This is a genomic window from Streptomyces lienomycini, assembly GCF_027947595.1.
In the GTDB taxonomy this organism is placed as follows: domain Bacteria; phylum Actinomycetota; class Actinomycetes; order Streptomycetales; family Streptomycetaceae; genus Streptomyces; species Streptomyces lienomycini.
The window spans coordinates 6626585-6643289 of record NZ_CP116257.1; the positions used below are offsets into that span (position 1 = coordinate 6626585).

The window sequence follows — 16705 nt, forward strand, 5'->3', positions numbered from 1 at the left end:
CCAGGCCGGTCGGGCCCAGGCCGAACGGACCCAGGCCGGTCGGGCCCAGGCCGGTCGGGCTCAGCGCATGCTGAGGCCCAGGGCTCCGGTCCCCGCCCGCCGCAGGGCGACGGACCCGAAGGGCGTGCGCAGCCGCAGCCACGCACCGGAGGAGAACAGCTTCGCCGCGTCCTCGCGGGTGCCCGAAGCGCCGGGCGGCCGCAGGAAGCCGAGCGACTGGGCCGCGTGCACGGCACGCACCGGCAGCCCGGTGCCCCCGACCGTCCGGGACCAGATGTCCCGGCCGATCCGGTCCAGTTCGGCCCGCGTACGGGCGTCGGGCGCCAACTCCTCCGTGCGGGTACGGAACTCCGCGACCGCGGCGGCGACCAGCGCGCCCAGGGCGTCCGGGGCGGGCAGCCCCGGCTCGGCCCGCCAGCCGCCGCGCGGCGGCAGCACCCCGGCCCACGGCGGCCCGGTGACGGCGCCCGGGACCCCGGCGGTCACCGCCCGCTCGTCCACGGCCTCGAGCAGCTCACCGGCGGAGACGGTCACGTCCAGGGTGACGTCGAGCCCGTTCTCGTACGGCTTGGCCAGCCGCACCGCGCGCACGGCCAGCACCTCGAAGGAGGGCGGCCGTCCGAACACGGCGAGGGCGGTGCCGGCCGCCTGGAGGCGCACCGCGGCCGAGCGGTCGTAGTGCAGCAGCCGGGAGAGGAAGGCCGCGAGGTCCGCGGCCTCCCCCTCGTCGGCGAGATGGAGCACCGTCATGCGGCGACGGCCCCCTCCTTGGCGTCCGTGTACTCCTGGAGGAACTCCCGCTCCTCGGCGGTGAGCCGCCGGGGCCGCTGCGCCTCGAAGTCGAACGGCACGATCACCGTGGAGGCCCGGACGTAGACGACGTCCCCGTCCCTGACCTCGTAGGTGAGGGTGAAGGAGGCGGCCCTGATCTCCGTGACCCACAGCTCGACGTCGACCGGGTGGTGCCGGTGGACGAGCTGCCGCTTGTAGTCGATCTCATGGCGTGCCACCACGGACCCCTGCTTGAAGTCCTTCTCCGGGCGGAACAGGAAGTCGATACGGGCCTCCTCCAGGTAGCGGAGGAAGACCACGTTGTTGACGTGGCCGTACGCGTCCATGTCCGCCCAGCGCAGTGGGCAGCGGTAGATGTGCCGCAAGATCAGCCCCGGGTCAGCTTCTTGTAGGTGGCGCGGTGCGGACGGGCGGCGTCCGCGCCGAGCCGCTCGACCTTGTTCTTCTCGTAGGACTCGAAGTTGCCCTCGAACCAGAACCACTTGGACTCGCCCTCGTAGGCGAGGATGTGGGTGGCGACCCGGTCCAGGAACCACCGGTCGTGGGAGACGACCACGGCGCACCCGGGGAACTCGAGCAGCGCGTTCTCCAGGCTGGAGAGGGTCTCGACGTCGAGGTCGTTGGTCGGCTCGTCGAGGAGCAGCAGGTTGCCGCCCTGCTTGAGGGTGAGCGCCAGGTTCAGCCGGTTGCGCTCGCCGCCGGAGAGGACGCCGGCGGCCTTCTGCTGGTCCGGCCCCTTGAACCCGAAGGCGGAGACGTAGGCGCGGGAGGGCATCTCGACCTGCCCGACGTTGATGTAGTCCAGCTCGTCGCTCACCACGGCCCACAGCGACTTCTTGGGGTCGATGTTCTCGCGGCTCTGGTCGACGTAGGAGATCTTGACGGTGTCGCCGACCTTGATGGTGCCGGAGTCCGGCTCCTCGAAGCCCTGGATCATCTTGAACAGGGTGGTCTTGCCCGCACCGTTGGGGCCGATGACCCCGACGATCCCGTTGCGCGGCAGCGTGAAGGAGAGGTCGTCGATGAGGACCTTGTCCCCGAACGCCTTGCTGAGGTTGTTCACCTCGACGACGACGTTGCCCAGGCGCGGGCCCGGCGGGATCTGGATCTCCTCGAAGTCCAGCTTGCGCATCTTGTCGGCCTCGGCCGCCATCTCCTCGTAGCGCGCGAGGCGGGCCTTGGACTTGGCCTGGCGGCCCTTGGCGTTGGAGCGCACCCAGTCCAGCTCGTCCTTGAGGCGCTTCTGCCGCTTGGCGTCCTTCTGGCCCTCGACCTTGAGGCGGGTGGCCTTGGTCTCCAGGTACTTGGAGTAGTTGCCCTCGTAGCCGTGCAGGCGGCCGCGGTCGACCTCGCAGATCCAGCCCGCGACGTTGTCCAGGAAGTACCGGTCGTGGGTCACGGCCACGACGGTGCCCTCGTACTTGGCGAGGTGCTGCTCCAGCCAGTTGACGGACTCGGCGTCGAGGTGGTTGGTCGGCTCGTCGAGGAGCAGCAGGTCCGGGGCCTCGAGCAGCAGCTTGCACAGCGCCACGCGCCGCTTCTCACCACCGGAGAGGTTCACCACGGCCCAGTCGCCGGGCGGGCAGCCCAGCGCGTCCATGGCCTGCTCGAGCTGGGCGTCGAGGTCCCACGCGTTGGCGTGGTCCAGCTCCTCCTGGAGCTTGCCCATCTCCTCGAGCAGCGCGTCCGAGTAGTCGGTCGCCATCTGCTCGGCGATCTCGTTGAACCGGTCGAGCTTGCCCTTGACCTCGGCGACACCCTCCTGGACGTTCTCCAGGACGGTCTTCTCCTCGTTCAGCGGGGGCTCCTGCAGCAGGATGCCCACGGTGTAGCCCGGGGACAGGAAGGCGTCCCCGTTCGAGGGCTGCTCGAGCCCCGCCATGATCTTCAGAACGGTCGACTTACCGGCACCGTTCGGACCGACCACACCGATCTTCGCGCCGGGCAGGAAGCTCAGGGTGACGTCGTCAAGGATCACCTTGTCGCCGTGCGCCTTGCGCGCCTTGCGCATGGTGTAAATGTACTCAGCCAAGAGAAACCGTCCGGCAGCTTGATCAGGCAGTGGGCAGATACACCCCATCTTGCCGCACGGCCAGCCCTGGGCGGAAACGCGTTCCCTGCGGGGGCTCTGACCTGGCCTTTCCGGGGGTCCCCGCAACCCCGCCCGCCACCGTCGGCCGCCGCGGGCCGGCCGCGGGCCCCCTCGTGCGGCCCAGGGGCGCCCAGCCCGCTGGTGCGGCGCCCCCACCACGCCGGGCTACGGTGCGGCCGTGACCAGCACATCGGAGCGCCCCCTCCTCTTCCTCGACGTGGACGGCCCCCTGATCCCTTTCGGGTCGTCGGCCGGTCAGCCGGATGCCGATGCCGCCGCCTCGATGCCCGTCGCTCGGGGGAACCCGTTGCTGGCCCGGCTCGACCCCGGGATCGGAGCACGCCTCATTGCTCTGGGTTGCCAGCTCGTGTGGGCGACGACCTGGATGGAGGAGGCGAACGAAGTAGTCGCCCCGCGCATCGGCCTGCCGAGGCTGCCGGTGCTGGAGTGGCCGGACGCCGGTGCGGAAGGAACCGCGCGGGGTCTCCACTGGAAGACTCCCCCCATGGTCGAGTGGGCCGCGGGCCGCCCCTTCATCTGGGTCGACGACGAGATCAGCGCCATGGACCGCCTCTGGGTCGAGGCCGGCCACCCTGGGCCTGCACTGCTGTACCAGGTCGACCCTGCGAAGGGGCTCAGTGGCGCCGACTTCCGCGCGCTCGCCGGATGGCTCGATGCCGTCGCGCCGAGTTGAGCACACCTCAGAGTGCGATCCACGCCCGCCTTCGGCGCCGTCGATGTCAACGGAACGCCTCCGGAACCGGGCAGACTTCCAGTGGCTCCTCCGGCCGGTCCGCCCACCGCCACCAGGTGTGCCGCTCAGCGCACCGCCACAGGGATCGGCAAGCCCTCCGGCTGTCGTCGTCCTTCTTGACCAGCACGAGACCGCCCGACTTCAGTAGCTGCCCGCACTCGGGACAGAGCGGGGCGTCGTCGGCGTCGTCGGCCATACGGCGAACCCTGGGCGTGCCGTCGGTTGACCGGGGTCTCGTCGTCCCGTCGTCCCGCTACGACTCGTTCCTCCTGCGGACGAACAGCAGCACCGCGCCGCCGATCACCACCAGGCCGATGGCCGTGCCGCCGATCAGGGGGGTGGCGTCGGAGCTGCCGGTTTCGGCGAGGTCGGGGTTGTGGGTGGGGGCGGTGACGGGCGGGGTGGGTGCCGGTTCGCTGAGGGGGTGGGTGGTGTCCGCCAGGGCGGCGCTCTGGGTGCGGCAGTCGAGGACGCCGGTGAAGCGCTGTTCGAAGCCGGCCGGGCCGCGGATGGTGAAGTCGTAGGGCCGGTCCTCCGGCAGCGGGACCGGCACCGTCCGGGTCTCGCCCGGCGCGATGGTGTACTCGGTGTCCAGGAGTTCGAAGGTGAAGGGCTCGTCGCCGTTGTTGAGCGCGGTGATGTCCAGGGTGCCCTCGGCGCAGTTCTTCTGCGCGGACAGGGCGGGTATCGCGCCCTCGGCGGCCCAGGTGGCGGTGGCCGTCGCCGCGACCGTCGACTCGCTGGAGCCGGCCAGGATCTGGGTCTGGCTGCGGCTCTCGGAGGCGAAGGCGCGGCCGACCGGCACGGTCGTCGACGCCTGGACGGACAGCTCGGCGGTACCGGCCTCCGCGTCCTCGGGCACGTCGAAGAAGATCTGGGCGCCGTCGGTGACCCGGGCGACGGGTTCACCCTTCTTGTCGACGATCCGTATGGCGCCGTTGGTGGTGGCGTCCACCGGGGGCGTGACCGTCGCGCCACCGGCGTTGGTGTGGACCGTCACCGGGCCGATCCGCTCACCGGGGTGGCCCGAGACGGCGGGCGGGTCCAGGGCCAGGGACGGCGCGGGCTCGAGAAGGCCGCGCGCGTTCTTCTCCAGGTAGTCGGCGAGCCGCTCGGCCTGCGGGTCGACCGCCTCGACGTCCGTGTCGTCCGAGTAGCGCCAGATGGCGACCTGCGTGCCGGCCGCCGCCTCCTCCTCGGTGAGCCCGCCGCGGACTCCCGCCTTCTTGGCGAGCGCGGCGAGGTCGTTGACCTGCGGGTAGCTGTTCGCCAGGATCCAGCGGACGCGTCCGGCGTCCTTGTTGGTGCCCAGGGACGTCCCGCTCCAGGGCGTCTCCTGGTACTTGGCGTCCTTCTGCGTCGGGTTCTGGATGTCGACGCAGTACGTCTGCAGCATGCCGCCGCCCTCGACGGACATCTCGAACAGGCCGGCCGGGACCTGCTGGTCGCCGTCCTCCCCGTGGATGACGGCGGTGCCGTGTGTCTTCAGGCCGCCTATGGTGGCCGTCGCCCCGCCCTGACCGCGTGCCCCGTCCTGGGCGGCGGCCGGGGCCGCGCCGGTCATCACACCGGCGACGGCGAGCGCGGACGCCAGCGCCGCGGCGGCGAGACGCGCCGCCCCTCGACCGGGCAGAGACGGCTCAGCGAGCGAAGAAAACACCAAATTCCCCTTCGAGCAGGACCCGTTGGCGTGGGGGGCACGGTCCCACCAGCGAAATCAGCAGCCCCACAGGGCTCGTTCGGCATCCTAAGGACGTACGGGTCCGGGCTTGCCGGTGATCGTCGCCCGCACGGTGATCCGAATCGGAATCGTTATCGCCGAGAGGGCCATTGAGCAGGGCTTATCGACAAATCCACCCGGGTTCGTCCGGGCGGATGCGGCGATAAGCCGCGCTTCGGCCGGTTCCGGCGGATCAGCGACGTCAGGCCACCGCGACGACCTCCGGCCGATGCTCCTGAGCCGGGGCCCGCGACTCCCCGGCCTCCGACTCCGCAGCCTCCGACTCCCCGGTCGTCGCTTCCCCGGCCGGGGTCTCCCAGTTGGGTTCCGGCTGGGGCGGGGACGCCGACGTCTCCGCCCTGCCGGTGCGCCGGAACGCCGCCGTGCCGCGCGCGAGATCGTGGCCGATCGCCACCGCGTCGATGTCGGCCGACGTCCTGCTCTGCCCCTCGCGCACGTCGGTGCGCACCTTCAGCCGGCCCTGGACGACGACGGGGTCGCCCACCGCGAGCGACGCCGAGGCGTTGGTGGCGAGCTGCCGGTTGGCCCACACCGTGAAGAAGTTGGTGTGGCCGTCGGTCCAGGCGCTCTTCTCGCGGTCCCAGTAGCGCGCGGTGACGGCGAGCCGGAAGCGCGCCGACGGCCCGTTCGCCAGGTCCCGGAACACCGGCTGGGTGGCCACGTTGCCCACGGTGCAGATCATCGTCTCGTTCATCGCGAGTCCTCCCTCCCGTACGGGCACCTCCCGTACGGCGTCCGCGGCGCCCGCGTTGCTCGCGATCGCCGCGAAGGCCAGACTGCCCGCCTTCGGGCCGGCCTGCCGGGGGCTGTAGACCGGCCCGTCGCCTGTGGAGAACCGCGTCACCCGCACGGGCGGCCGCCGTCGCGCGGAGCGCCCGCGTCGCCGTCCGACGCCCCCTACCTCGCGGTGACCACCGTTCCCGTGACCCGCCCGTACTGCTCCCGCACTTCCCGGTAGCGCAGCAGCTCCGCCGCCAGCGGATCCAGCACCCTGGCCCGGCCGCACCCCGCGGCCGCCTCCCGCAGCAGGCGTTCCGCCTCGTGGCCGTAGCGTCTGGCGGGTCCGCGCGCCGCCAGGCGGCAGCCCCACTCGATGAGGGGGCCGCCGACGATACCCGCCACCATCAGCAGCACCGGCACGCCCAGGTTCGGCGGCACGATGCCGATGATCTGGCCCAGCAGCCACAGCCCGCCCACCACCTGGAGCAGCGTCATGGTCGCCTGGGCGAGGACGGCCACCGGCCACCAGCCGGGGCGCGGCGGGCGGCCCGGCGGCAGCCCCGTGCGCACCGTCAGTTCGTCGAGGGCCTCGGGCAGCCCGTGCGCGCCGCGGACGGCCGCCTCGCGCATCGCCTGCGCCCACGGCGCGGGCAGTCCGGCCGACGCCCGGTCCGAGACCGTACGGACCGCCTGTTCCACGCGCTGGCGGGCCGTGGCCTCCTCGTCCGCCTGGGCGCGCGACGACAGCCGTCCGGTGACGGGGTCACGCCGGTCGTGGTACCAGCGCCACAGCCGCAACCAGGGGGTGCCGCAGGCCCGGTTGGCGTTGCGCAGCCAGGCCCTTTCGGCGGCCTCGCCCGCCGCGGTGGCGCCCACCGCGTCGGCGAGCCGGTCCGCGAACTCCTCCCGCGCCTCCTCGCTGAGCCCGGTGCGCCGCCCGGTGACGTACACCGGCCGCAGGCGCTGGGCGGCGGCGTCCACGTCGGCGGCGATGCGGCGGGCCGGGGCCTGCCGCTCGGCGACGAACTGGCCGAGTGTCTCGCGCAGTTCGCCGACGCCTTCGCCGGTGAGGGCGGACAGGGCGAGCACGGTGGCGCCGGGTTCGCCGTGCTCGCCGAGCGCGATGCCGTCCTCGTCGAGCAGGCGCCGCAGGTCGTCGAGGACCTGCTCGGCGGCTTCCCCGGGCAGCCGGTCGACCTGGTTGAGGACGACGAAGGTGATCTCGGCGTGGCCCGCCATCGGCCGCAGGTAGCGCTCGTGGAGTACGGCGTCGGCGTACTTCTCCGGGTCGACGACCCAGACGACGGCATCGACCAGCGCGAGGATGCGGTCCACCTGCTCGCGGTGCTGCACGGCAGCCGAGTCGTGGTCGGGCAGGTCGATCAGGACCAGCCCGCGCAGCGGCGACTCGGAGTCCGGGTGCTGGAGCGGACGGCGGCGCAGCCGGCCCGGGATGCCGAGCCGGTCGAGGAGGCTGGCCGCGCCGTCGCTCCAACTGCACGCGATGGGGGCGGCGGTGGTCGGCCGGCGGACGCCGGTCTCGGAGATCGTGACCCCGGCGAGGGTGTTGAACAGCTGCGACTTGCCGCTGCCGGTCGCGCCCGCGATGGCGACGACGGTGTGCTGCCCGGAGAGTCTGCGGCGCGCGGCGGCCTCGTCGAGGACCCGGCCCGCCTCGGCGAGGGTCCCGCTGTCGAGCCGGGTCCTGGAGAGCCCGACCAGTTCGCGCAGGGCGTCCAGCCGGGACCTGAGGTTCCCGTCGTAGGCGAGCGGCATCAGGGCGGCCGAGGAGGCGGGGGGCCTGCTCGGCAGGACGGCGTACTGCTCGGGCCCGCCGTTCTCGTCCACCCGCCGCGCGATCAGCCCGTCGCCCCAGGCACCCTCGCCGCCCCCGGCCTCAGCTCCGGCACCGGCACCGGCACCGGACGAACCACCGGCCGTGCCCTCGGTACGGTGCATACGCCGACCCTCACGCGCGCCTTCCCGCCTGTCCTCCCGCCCGCCTTCCCGCTGGTCCTCGGCCCGGCCCTCACGCCTGCCCCCGCGGTCGCCGCGGCGGGGCGGCGCCTCCCCGTCCGCCGCCCGCTTCGAGCGCCGCACGCGCGCGTGCGCGGCGTCCTCGCGGTCGGTCTCCTTCCCGGCGGAGCGCTCCGGCCCCCTGCCGTCCCGCCCCTCCCGGTCGTCGGGGCCGCCCCGCTCGTCCCGTGGGGCCGACTCGTCGGCCCGGCCCGCGCGTTCCGCCTCCTTCGTCGTGCGGTCGGTGTGCTCGGTGGGGTCCTGGTCAGTGACGGCGGTCACCGGTCACCTCTCCTTCTGCAGTACGGACAGCGCGGCGATCAGCTCGGCCTGCGGTTCGGGGTGGACCTCAAGCCCGTCGAGCGGGGCGAGTCTGCGCTCGCGCTCGACGTGCAGGACCCGGTCGACGTGCTCGTCGAGCAGCCGCCCGCCCCGGTCGCGCAGCCGCAGCGCGCCGTGGGCGCCGAGCCGCTCGGCGAGCCGCTCCCCGGCGACGCGGGCACGCCGGCCGCCCAGGAGCACGGTGGCGACCAGGCCGGCCACCACCCCGGGGTCCGGCGCGAGGTTGCGGTCCAGCTCGCGCACCTCCTCCTCGGCGTACTCCTCCAACTCGCGCCGCCACCGCCGTACGGCCATCCCGATGCGGTGCTCGGCGCTCTCCGGCGCGGGAGCGCGCTCCGCGAGTTCGGGGGCGGCCGCCGCCGGTTCGCGCCGCCAGGCCTCGTCGACGTGTTCGTCGGCGGCGGTGACGGCGCACAGCAGCAGCGCGCTCAGGCTCTCCACCAGCGAGTCGAGCAGTTCCTCCGGGGAGCAGTCGAGGGGGAAGGCCCGCCAGCGCTTCAGCGCGTCCCCGGCGAGTACGGCGCCCGCCTGCAACCGCCCCCGCACGCGCGCGTGCTCGCCGTCGTAGGCGCCCTCGACGGCGGCGGTGAGCCGCAGCGCGGCGGCGTACTGCGCGGCGGTGGCACCGGCCAGCTCGGGCATCCGGGACTTGAGCGAGTCGAGGATGCCGTGCGCGGTGCGGGCCATGGCGTGGTGCCGGGCCTCGAGTTCCTGGGCCCGGTGGACGAGCCAGGACCGCAGCGGCGCCACGGCGCTGGCCGGCAGCAGACCACCGCCCCAGGCCGACTCGGGCAGTTCGGGGACCGTGAAGCGGGGGACGTCGCCGAGCCCGGCCTTGGTGAGCAGTGCCCCGTACTGCCGCGACACCTCGGACACCACCTGGTGGGGCACCCGGTCGAGCACGGTGACCAGGGTGGCGTCGTACTCCTTGGCGGTGCGCAGCAGGTGCCAGGGCACCGCGTCGGCGTACCGGGCGGCCGTGGTGACCATCACCCAGATGTCGGCGGCGCAGAGCAGTTCGGCGGCCAGGACGCGGTTGTCGGCGACGAGGGAGTCGATGTCGGGTGCGTCCAGCAGGGCGATGCCGGGCGGCAGGGTGTCGGCGGTCTCGACCCGCAGCACGCGCGCGGGGTTCTCGCCGGGCAGCAGCAGGTCGTCGTCCGGGTCCCGGTGGGGCACCCACACGCGCGTGAGGTCGGGCAGCACCCGCATGCCGCTGAACCAGTGGTGGTCCTCCGGATGGCAGACCAGGACCGGCGTACGGGTCGTGGGCCGCAGCACACCCGCCTCGCTGACCCGGCGGCCCACGAGGGAGTTCACCAGGGTCGACTTCCCGGCGCCGGTGGATCCGCCCACCACGGCAAGCAACGGCGCTTCGGGCTCTTTCAGGCGGGGCACCAGGTAGTCGTCGAGCTGTGCGAGCAGTTCGTCGCGGTTGGCACGCGCGCGTGGCGCCCCCGCCAGGGGCAGCGGGAAGCGTGCGGCCGCGACACGGTCGCGCAGGGCGGAGAGTGCGTCGAGCAGCTGAGGCCGTACGTCCAAGGTCACCACATGGGAAGAATGCCCAATTTTAGGGGAATTCTGAAGCATATGAGCATGATGAGCATGTCTGCGCGCCGACCGGACACTCCGGACGGAAGGGACTACTGGGGCGCGAGGACGGGCCAGGCATAACGAGTGGACAACACCCGATGCGCTGGAGGCCAAAAGCGATGCACGATTCGTACCTGCCTGCGATTATCAGGACCGCTTCACCGAACCTCCACATCGAGCCACGGAGGGGAAGCATCAGGGACATGGAGCCGGGAGCCCTATCCTTGTCCCCGGCGACGTCACGGACCGGCCCGCACCCGGGCCGTACGACCGAGGCCACCACACCAGGCCCCCGTAGCTCAGTGGATAGAGCAGGCGCCTTCTAAGCGCTTGGCCGCAGGTTCGAGTCCTGCCGGGGGCGCCACTGCCCGTTTGGTGGGAGGGAACGGACGACGTGCGACTGCGCTGCGCGGTGCTCGACGACTTCCAGCGGGTGGCGACCGAGATCGCCGACTGGTCCCCGGTCGCGGGCGAGGTGGACGTCGTGTCCTTCGACACGCATTTCGCCGACGAGGACACCCTCGCCGCGGCGCTCGCCGACGTCGACATCGTGGTCACCCTGCGCGAGCGCGTGTCCTTCCCCGGCTCGCTGATCGCCCGGTTGCCGCGGCTGCGGCTGATCGTCGCCTCGGGCATGCGCAACGGCGTGATCGACTACGCCGCCGCCGAGGCGCACGGCGTCACCGTCTGCGGTACGGCCTCCTCCTCGACCCCGCCCGTCGAACTGACCTGGGCCCTGCTGCTCGGCCTGGCGCGCGGCATCGTCCAGGAGGGCAACGGACTGCGCGGGTCGGGGCCCTGGCAGCAGACGGTGGGCGCCGATCTGCACGGCCGCACACTCGGACTGCTGGGGCTGGGCAGGATCGGCGGCCGGGTGGCGCGGGTCGGCCTCGCCTTCGGCATGCGGGTGAGCGCCTGGAGCCAGAACCTCACCCGGGAGCGTGCCGAGGAGGTCGGTGTCGAACGGGCCCCGTCCAAGGAAGAGCTGCTGAGGACCGCCGACTTCGTCTCCGTCCACCTGGCACTGGGCGAGCGCACCCGTGGGCTGCTGGGCCCCGCCGAACTGGCCCTGCTCAAGCCGACCGCCTACCTGGTCAACACCTCGCGCGCGGCGATCGTCGACCAGGGGGCGCTGCTCGCCGCGCTGCACGAGGGCCGTATCGCCGGCGCGGGCGTGGACGTCTTCGACATCGAGCCGCTGCCCGCCGGTCATCCGATGCGCAGCGCCCCGCGGCTGCTCGCGACGCCCCACCTCGGCTATGTCTCGCGCGCCAACTACGCCACGTACTACGGCCAGGCCGTCGAGGCGATCGCGGCCTACCTGGCGGGCTCCCCCGTACGGCGCCTGCCCGTGCCGGCGGCCCCTTCCCAGGGCCCGGTGCCGGGACCGGCCGGGTCACCGGCACCGACCATGTCGTAGGGACGCTCAGGCGGTGCCCGTGCGGGCGGTGTCCGCGGGGCGCGCGTAGATGCCGTCGCTCCGACGCAGGTGACCGAAGTCCACCAGGTGGCGCCGGAGCGTCACATGGTCGACCTCGCCGTCCTCGCACCACGCCCGCAGCTTCTCGTCGACGGTGCGCTCCGGATACTCCACGCCGGGCGCGAAGGTCTGTTCGGCGATGTGCCGCAGCACCACCTTCTTGCGCGTCCAGCGCGCGGGCAGGCGCACCAGCCGCCCGTCCCTGACGAAGGTCCGCACGATCATGTCGGCCGGGCCGTCCCCGCTCCCCCCGGCGGGTTCCGGGGCCGCCCCGCGCACCGACCGGCCGGTGCGGGCCAGCTCCCGGAAACGGTCGTGTGCGACGACGAGTCCGCCGTCGTCCCCGGACGACACCACGCCCTGCTCCCGCAGCCGGCGCAGCGCACCGGCCGTCTCCTTCGCGGAGAGGCCGGCCGCCAGGGCCACCCCGCGGCGTCGCCCGCGCCCAGGGCCACGGCCGCGAAGGCCCGCACGCGGCTCTCCTCGGCGAAGAGAGCGGGCAGCGCGGCCAGCGCGGACGGCACGGCGGGCCCGGACGACGGCTCGGACGACGGCTCGGACGGCTCGGACGGCTCGGACGACGGCTCGGGAGCCTCGGCGGACGAGTCGGATCGGTCATTCGGCATGCCGGGAGGCTAGTGGACGCACCGGTGCGCACGGGAATGGTTTTCCGCTGCCGGCCCTCCCCGTTCAAAACGGGTGATCCACACATTCCCCCCGTGTCCCGCCGCGACCGAGTGCGTTGAACCGGCAGTGCGGTGGCGCGTCCTGCCACCGTGCTCCCCGAGTCAGAAGGAGAACGTGATGTCTCGCATCGCGAAGGCCGCCGGAGTCGCCCTCGGCGCCGGTGCCGTGGCGCTCAGCGGCGCCGGCCTGGCCATGGCGGACGCGGGCGCGCAGGGTGCGGCCGTCGGCTCGCCCGGTGTCCTGTCCGGCAACGTCGTCCAGGTCCCGGTGAACGTGCCGGTCAACGTCTGCGGCAACACCATCGACGTGATCGGCCTGCTGAACCCGGCCTTCGGCAACGCCTGCGAAAACGGCGACGACCACGACGACAAGAGCGGTGGCTACGGCGGCTGAGCCCCCAGGCGCCCGAGGAGCCCCGGCCTTCCAGGCCGGGGCTCCTCCCGTACCCGCCCCGCTCAGGCGTACCGGTAGATCCGGCCGACGTCCTCCAGTTCGTCCGGCGTCACGTCCCACGGCGGCAGCTTCTCGTGCCGTGCCACGATCCGCCCGCGCTGCGCGCTGCCCCGGCCGGGCGGCTCGGCGGGCAGGTAGCGGGCGCCGCGGTGGCGGGCCTGCCAGCGGGACCACTGGAGGTCGATGAAGGCGTGGTGCAGCCAGAACACCGGGTCGTTGACGGAGGCGCCGCCGACCATGGCCCCGCCGACCCAGCGGTGCACGCGGTTGTGGTTGCGCCAGGAGACGCTGCCGCGGCCGGCGCCCCACCCCTCCAGCTTGTTGCGGAATCCCTTGCGGACCGTGGAGTCGTAGGGCGACGTGTCGTACTCCGGGTCGTCCAGCGCCCCTTCCAGGTCGCTCCTGGAGGGCAGGTCGACGGGGTCGCCGGCGCGTCCGAGGTCCCGGGTGAGGTACTCGGTGTCGGTGACGTTCTCCTTGATGGTCCAGTTGCCCTCGGCGTGGGCGAAGGGGCCGGTGGTGACCCGGTGGTCGGAGCGCCGCCCGGTGCCGCCGAGGAGGTCGGCGGTCCAGGGCACCGACCTGGCGGTGCGGTCCTTCGTCCAGTCCCAGTACGGCACGGTCACCGACGAGTCGACCCGGCGCAGCGCCTCCTCCAGGTCCAGCAGGAACCTGCGGTGCCAGGGCAGGAAGGACGGCGCCATGTGCGCCGTACGCAGGCCGTCCTCGCCGTCGGAGACGTAGTACTCGATGTGGGTGCGCACGAACTCGTCGTACTCGCCGCGCCGTTTGATCTCCAGCAGCGCGCCCACGAACCGTCGCTTCTCGGTACGGGTCAGCGTGCTGACGTCCTTACGCGTGTACGCCATGCCGCCCCCCGGAGTGCTGGTCGTGGCCGGTGGACGGCGTGTCGCGCAGGTGCTCGCCGGGGCCGAGTTCGTCGACGGCGCCGCGGGCCGCGTCCAGCGGGGTGGCGTACGAGCGGTAGTGGTCGACCATGCTCAGCCAGCTGCCGTCGGCCCGGCGCATCAGGTGCAGCGGTCGGCCGTCCACGGTGACGTGCCAGGTACCGGCGCCGACGGCCCGTCCCGCGGCGGAACGGATGCCGCGGATGCGCCGGCCGCGGTAGGTCTCGTCGAAGGTGGTGCTCTCGCGAGTGCCGGCGGCGCTCCCGGCGGAACCAGGAGAATCGACGGCTGCGGCGGAATCGCTGGATTCGATGGATTCGGCGGTGTGCGGTCCGGGGTGTGCGCGCCCCGCCCCCGGCCTGCCGGCGGCGGCCTCCGCGGCCCGGGTGGGCCCGGAGGCGGCGACCAGGGGCGCCAGGCCGACGGCGAGGGCCGGGGCGAGCAGCCCCCGCATCAGCTGCCGCCGGGTACCGGGCACCGGCCCGCCCGCCGCCGCGCCCTCCCGCTCCACCTCGCGTCCGCGCTCGTGCTCCGCGTCTCTCGTTGCCGCGTGCGCGCCCGCGTTCCTGTCCGCGTCGACGACCATGGCTCGCTCCTTGTCCGGTTCCGGTGGTGGTCCGCACCGCTAACCGCACGACGGGCCCCACGGTCACCGCTCGCAGGGCCAGTCGGAGCACGGCCGTCTCGCCGGGCGGGGTCGTCGCGCCGGACTACAGCCCCGGTCCGACGCCCAGGTCGGCCACCGGAACCGTCCGGACCACCGGCGCCAGTACCCCGGCCTGTGGGAGCTTGGGTGCCGGCAGGCCGAGGGCCGCGGGGTCCGGCGCGGTGAGCGGGGCGTCCAGGGAAAGGCCGGGCGTCAGGGTCCGCAGCCCGGCGGCGGGGGCGTCGACACCGGCGTGGTCGAAGTCGTCGCCGAGCAGGTGCGGCAGCGGCTGGCGCAGGTCGGCGCCGGGCAGCCCGCCGTGCACCGGCAACTGCGGCAGGGTCCGCTCCGGCAGCAGCCGGCCCTCGACGTACCGCGGTCCCTCGGGGGCGCCGGCCGTCGGCACGGGCAGCTCGCCCGCCACCTCGGGCAGCTCCATGCCGAGGGCCGTCTCCGCGCCGCCCAGCGGCACCGGCACGGGGATCGCGCCGGCCGCGGCGGCCGGGGTCGCGGACCCGCCCACAGCGGCGGCCACACCGGTGACGACGGCGGCCAGGGTTCGTCTGGTGGTCGGCTTCATGACAGGCACGGTCCCTTTCGAGAATGCTGGAAGAACGACGAGAACGACGAGAACGACGAGAACGACGACGAGGTGCGGGGTTGTTCAGCCGCCCAGCGGAAGTCCGCCCAGCAGGCCGCTCGCGGAATTCAGTTCGGTGGTCGCGCCCTTCACCGTGTGCAGCACGGAATCCTTGTTCTCGGTGTCCAGCGCGTCCGACTGGTGCTTGAGCGGCATGATGTCGATGGGCTCCGCGGTCAGCGCGTTCACGGCACCGTTGAGGCTGGTGGGCGTGAGAGCGGCGGTGTCGGCGGCGTCGTAGGCGAACGCGGGCACGGCGGAGCCGGCGGCTACCAGGGAACCGGCGACGACGGCGGCGGCCTTGAGGGACTTCATCGTGTTCCTTTCTTCGGCGAGCGTGTCACCGGAGGAATTGCTGACGCCCTCCCTAACGACCTGCGCCGGACCCGGAAACTCCGCCGTCCGGAAGACATATGAGATCTCCGGCCGCGCAGCCTGTCCGCCGGAAGGGTGCCTCGCGAGAACGAGGAACGGGCCGCCGCGCCTCCGGGAGGGGAGGTACGACGGCCCGGAACGCCCCGGGGCGTCAGGAGGGATCGGCCGGCAGCGGGTTCGCCGGTACGGCGGCTTCCGGCGCGGCCGCCTCGGGCGCGGTGGCCTCCGGGGTGGTGGCCTCCGGCGCGGTCGGTACGCCGGGCAGGCCGGCCAGGTCCGCGGCGGGCAGGCCGTTGCCGACGAGCGTGGCGGCGACGACGTTGACGATGCCGGTCATGACGTCCTCGACGGCCGGGCTCACCTGCTCGGCGGAGCCGGAGGTGGTGGCCTTGACCAGGGCGTCGATCTGCTTCTGCAGCGCGGTCTGGGCGGTCGCGGACAGGTCGGACGCCGCCGCCGTCCCGTCGGTCTCCTGCGCCGTGACGGGCGCCGGCAGGGTGACGGGGGTGCCGGTCCCGGCCTCCGGCGCGGTCACGGCCGGCGGCTGGGCCGGGGTGGTCGTGCCCGGGGCGGTCGCCGCGTCGTCGGCGTCCGGGTCCGCGGTGTCCGCCGGGTTCGCCGCGTCCGCCTTGGCGAGGGCGTCCTTGACGGCGGCGGAGAGCTTGTCCGCGTCCGTGGCGGAGAGCTGGCCGTTGTCGGCCTTGAGGACGGCGGTGAGCATGTCGGTGACCGGCGTGAGCATCCCGCCCAGGCCGGCCAGGTCGGCGACCTGGCTCTGCAGTTCCTCCGCGTCGGGCAGCGGCGCGCGGGACGCCGCGTGGGTGCGTTCCCGGGCCGGGCCGCCGTCGGCCGCCATCACCGCCGGACCGGAGAGGCCGGTCAGGAGGCCGGCGCAGAGTGCGGTGGTGGCGATTCGCCGTGCGGGCAGACGCATGGGGGTTCCTTTCGGTGGTGCGTGGATCTTTCGCCCACCGTGGAAGCGCCCCCGACGCTCTGCAACCGAGCGGTGACCCGGCATGCTCGCCCGCCTCTCACCCGGCCCGCGTCCTGCCTGGTGGGACACCCTGTCAAGACGCGTCCGCCGTGTCGGCGCCAGGTCCCCCCATTCGGGGCAGCACACCGCCGTCCGTGCGGCAACGCGAACCGGCCGCCCGCTCGCGGAGGAAACCGCGGTACGGACGGCCGGTGCGGGGAGTTGCCGGTCGACGTCAGTCGTTCTCGCACTCGTTGCCGAACGCCGGGTTCAGCAGGCCGATGATGTCGATGGTGTTACCGCAGACGTTGACCGGGATGTGGACCGGGACCTGCACCACGTTGCCGGACAGGACGCCCGGGGAGTGGGCGGCGGCGGCCTGCGCGCCGGCGTCGGCGGCGGCGACACCGGCGGTGCCCGCCACCGCGGCGGCGGCGACGGAGGTCAGGGCCAGGCCCTTCGCGATACGCGACATGGAGAAGTGCTCCTTGGG

General features: G+C 73.4%; 17 protein-coding genes, 1 tRNA gene and 1 pseudogene. 4 read left to right on the top strand and 15 right to left on the bottom strand.

What is annotated here, in order from left to right; all coding sequences use genetic code 11:
- Positions 1-60: 60 nt before the first annotated feature.
- From BJ961_RS30225 to ettA, 3 genes are read right to left on the bottom strand one after another with little or no spacing between them, the layout of a single operon-like run.
- Entirely contained in the window at positions 61-750 is a 690-nt protein-coding gene (locus BJ961_RS30225) for a hypothetical protein (protein WP_271415950.1), read from the bottom strand.
- The gene (locus tag BJ961_RS30230) at positions 747-1157 is read right to left on the bottom strand and encodes an acyl-CoA thioesterase (RefSeq protein ID WP_271415951.1); all 411 of its coding nucleotides are present in this window, start codon (positions 1155-1157) and stop codon (positions 747-749) included. Before BJ961_RS30230 ends, BJ961_RS30225 begins: the two co-directional genes overlap by 4 nt.
- A 2-nt stretch (positions 1158-1159) precedes the next feature.
- Positions 1160-2824 carry an energy-dependent translational throttle protein EttA gene (gene ettA / locus BJ961_RS30235; RefSeq protein ID WP_271415952.1) on the bottom strand — a complete coding sequence of 555 codons (1665 nt, stop codon included), beginning with the start codon at positions 2822-2824 and terminating at the stop codon, positions 1160-1162.
- A gap of 238 nt (positions 2825-3062) precedes the next feature.
- Between ettA and BJ961_RS30240 the strand changes: the two genes are divergently transcribed.
- A complete protein-coding gene (locus BJ961_RS30240; RefSeq protein WP_271415953.1) occupies positions 3063-3578 on the top strand; it encodes an HAD domain-containing protein in 516 nt (171 codons plus the stop codon).
- 46 nt (positions 3579-3624) lie between these two features.
- Here BJ961_RS30240 and BJ961_RS30245 read toward each other — a convergent pair whose 3' ends face one another.
- From BJ961_RS30245 to BJ961_RS30265, 5 genes are all read right to left on the bottom strand, one after another.
- Positions 3625-3834, bottom strand: a complete 210-nt coding sequence (locus BJ961_RS30245; protein ID WP_271415954.1) for a PH domain-containing protein — start codon at positions 3832-3834, stop codon at positions 3625-3627.
- A 57-nt stretch (positions 3835-3891) separates the two neighbouring features.
- Entirely contained in the window at positions 3892-5298 is a 1407-nt protein-coding gene (locus BJ961_RS30250; protein ID WP_271415955.1) for a Cys-Gln thioester bond-forming surface protein, read from the bottom strand.
- Between the two features lie 262 nt (positions 5299-5560).
- Positions 5561-6073, bottom strand: a complete 513-nt coding sequence (locus BJ961_RS30255) for a single-stranded DNA-binding protein (RefSeq protein ID WP_271417212.1) — start codon at positions 6071-6073, stop codon at positions 5561-5563.
- 203 nt (positions 6074-6276) lie between these two features.
- Positions 6277-8397, bottom strand: coding sequence for a GTPase (locus BJ961_RS30260; protein WP_271415956.1), 2121 nt, complete (start codon positions 8395-8397; stop codon positions 6277-6279).
- A gap of 3 nt (positions 8398-8400) precedes the next feature.
- Positions 8401-10008: a dynamin family protein gene (locus tag BJ961_RS30265; protein ID WP_271415957.1), complete on the bottom strand. Its 1608-nt coding sequence runs from the start codon at positions 10006-10008 to the stop codon at positions 8401-8403.
- A gap of 330 nt (positions 10009-10338) precedes the next feature.
- Here BJ961_RS30265 and BJ961_RS30270 point away from each other — a divergent pair.
- A tRNA-Arg gene (locus tag BJ961_RS30270) sits at positions 10339-10414 on the top strand.
- Positions 10415-10444: 30 nt separating this feature from the next.
- Positions 10445-11470: a D-2-hydroxyacid dehydrogenase family protein gene (locus tag BJ961_RS30275; RefSeq protein ID WP_271415958.1), complete on the top strand. Its 1026-nt coding sequence runs from the start codon at positions 10445-10447 to the stop codon at positions 11468-11470.
- Between the two features lie 6 nt (positions 11471-11476).
- Here the strand turns inward: BJ961_RS30275 and BJ961_RS30280 are convergent.
- Positions 11477-12054: pseudogene (locus tag BJ961_RS30280) on the bottom strand (DUF2087 domain-containing protein).
- A 280-nt stretch (positions 12055-12334) separates the two neighbouring features.
- On the opposite strand from BJ961_RS30280, the gene chpF reads away from it, so the two are divergent.
- Complete coding sequence (chpF, locus tag BJ961_RS30285) at positions 12335-12610, top strand: chaplin ChpF (protein WP_271415959.1); 276 nt, start codon at positions 12335-12337, stop codon at positions 12608-12610.
- Between the two features lie 62 nt (positions 12611-12672).
- Here the strand turns inward: chpF and BJ961_RS30290 are convergent, their stop codons facing one another.
- The 6 genes from BJ961_RS30290 to chpG form a co-directional block, all read right to left on the bottom strand.
- Positions 12673-13539 carry a tyrosinase family protein gene (locus BJ961_RS30290; protein WP_271415960.1) on the bottom strand — a complete coding sequence of 289 codons (867 nt, stop codon included), beginning with the start codon at positions 13537-13539 and terminating at the stop codon, positions 12673-12675.
- A complete protein-coding gene (locus BJ961_RS30295) occupies positions 13523-14164 on the bottom strand; it encodes a tyrosinase family oxidase copper chaperone (RefSeq protein ID WP_271415961.1) in 642 nt (213 codons plus the stop codon). The genes BJ961_RS30290 and BJ961_RS30295 overlap by 17 nt, the downstream gene beginning before the upstream one ends.
- A gap of 124 nt (positions 14165-14288) precedes the next feature.
- Positions 14289-14804 (bottom strand): hypothetical protein, encoded by a 516-nt coding sequence (locus BJ961_RS30300; protein ID WP_271415962.1) that lies wholly within the window; start codon positions 14802-14804, stop codon positions 14289-14291.
- A gap of 84 nt (positions 14805-14888) precedes the next feature.
- Complete coding sequence (locus tag BJ961_RS30305) at positions 14889-15179, bottom strand: hypothetical protein (protein WP_271415963.1); 291 nt, start codon at positions 15177-15179, stop codon at positions 14889-14891.
- 211 nt (positions 15180-15390) lie between these two features.
- Positions 15391-16173: a hypothetical protein gene (locus BJ961_RS30310; protein WP_271415964.1), complete on the bottom strand. Its 783-nt coding sequence runs from the start codon at positions 16171-16173 to the stop codon at positions 15391-15393.
- 274 nt (positions 16174-16447) lie between these two features.
- On the bottom strand, positions 16448-16687 hold the full coding sequence (gene chpG / locus BJ961_RS30315) for a chaplin ChpG (protein ID WP_271415965.1): 240 nt from the start codon (positions 16685-16687) through the stop codon (positions 16448-16450).
- Between the last annotated feature and the right edge of the window lie 18 nt (positions 16688-16705).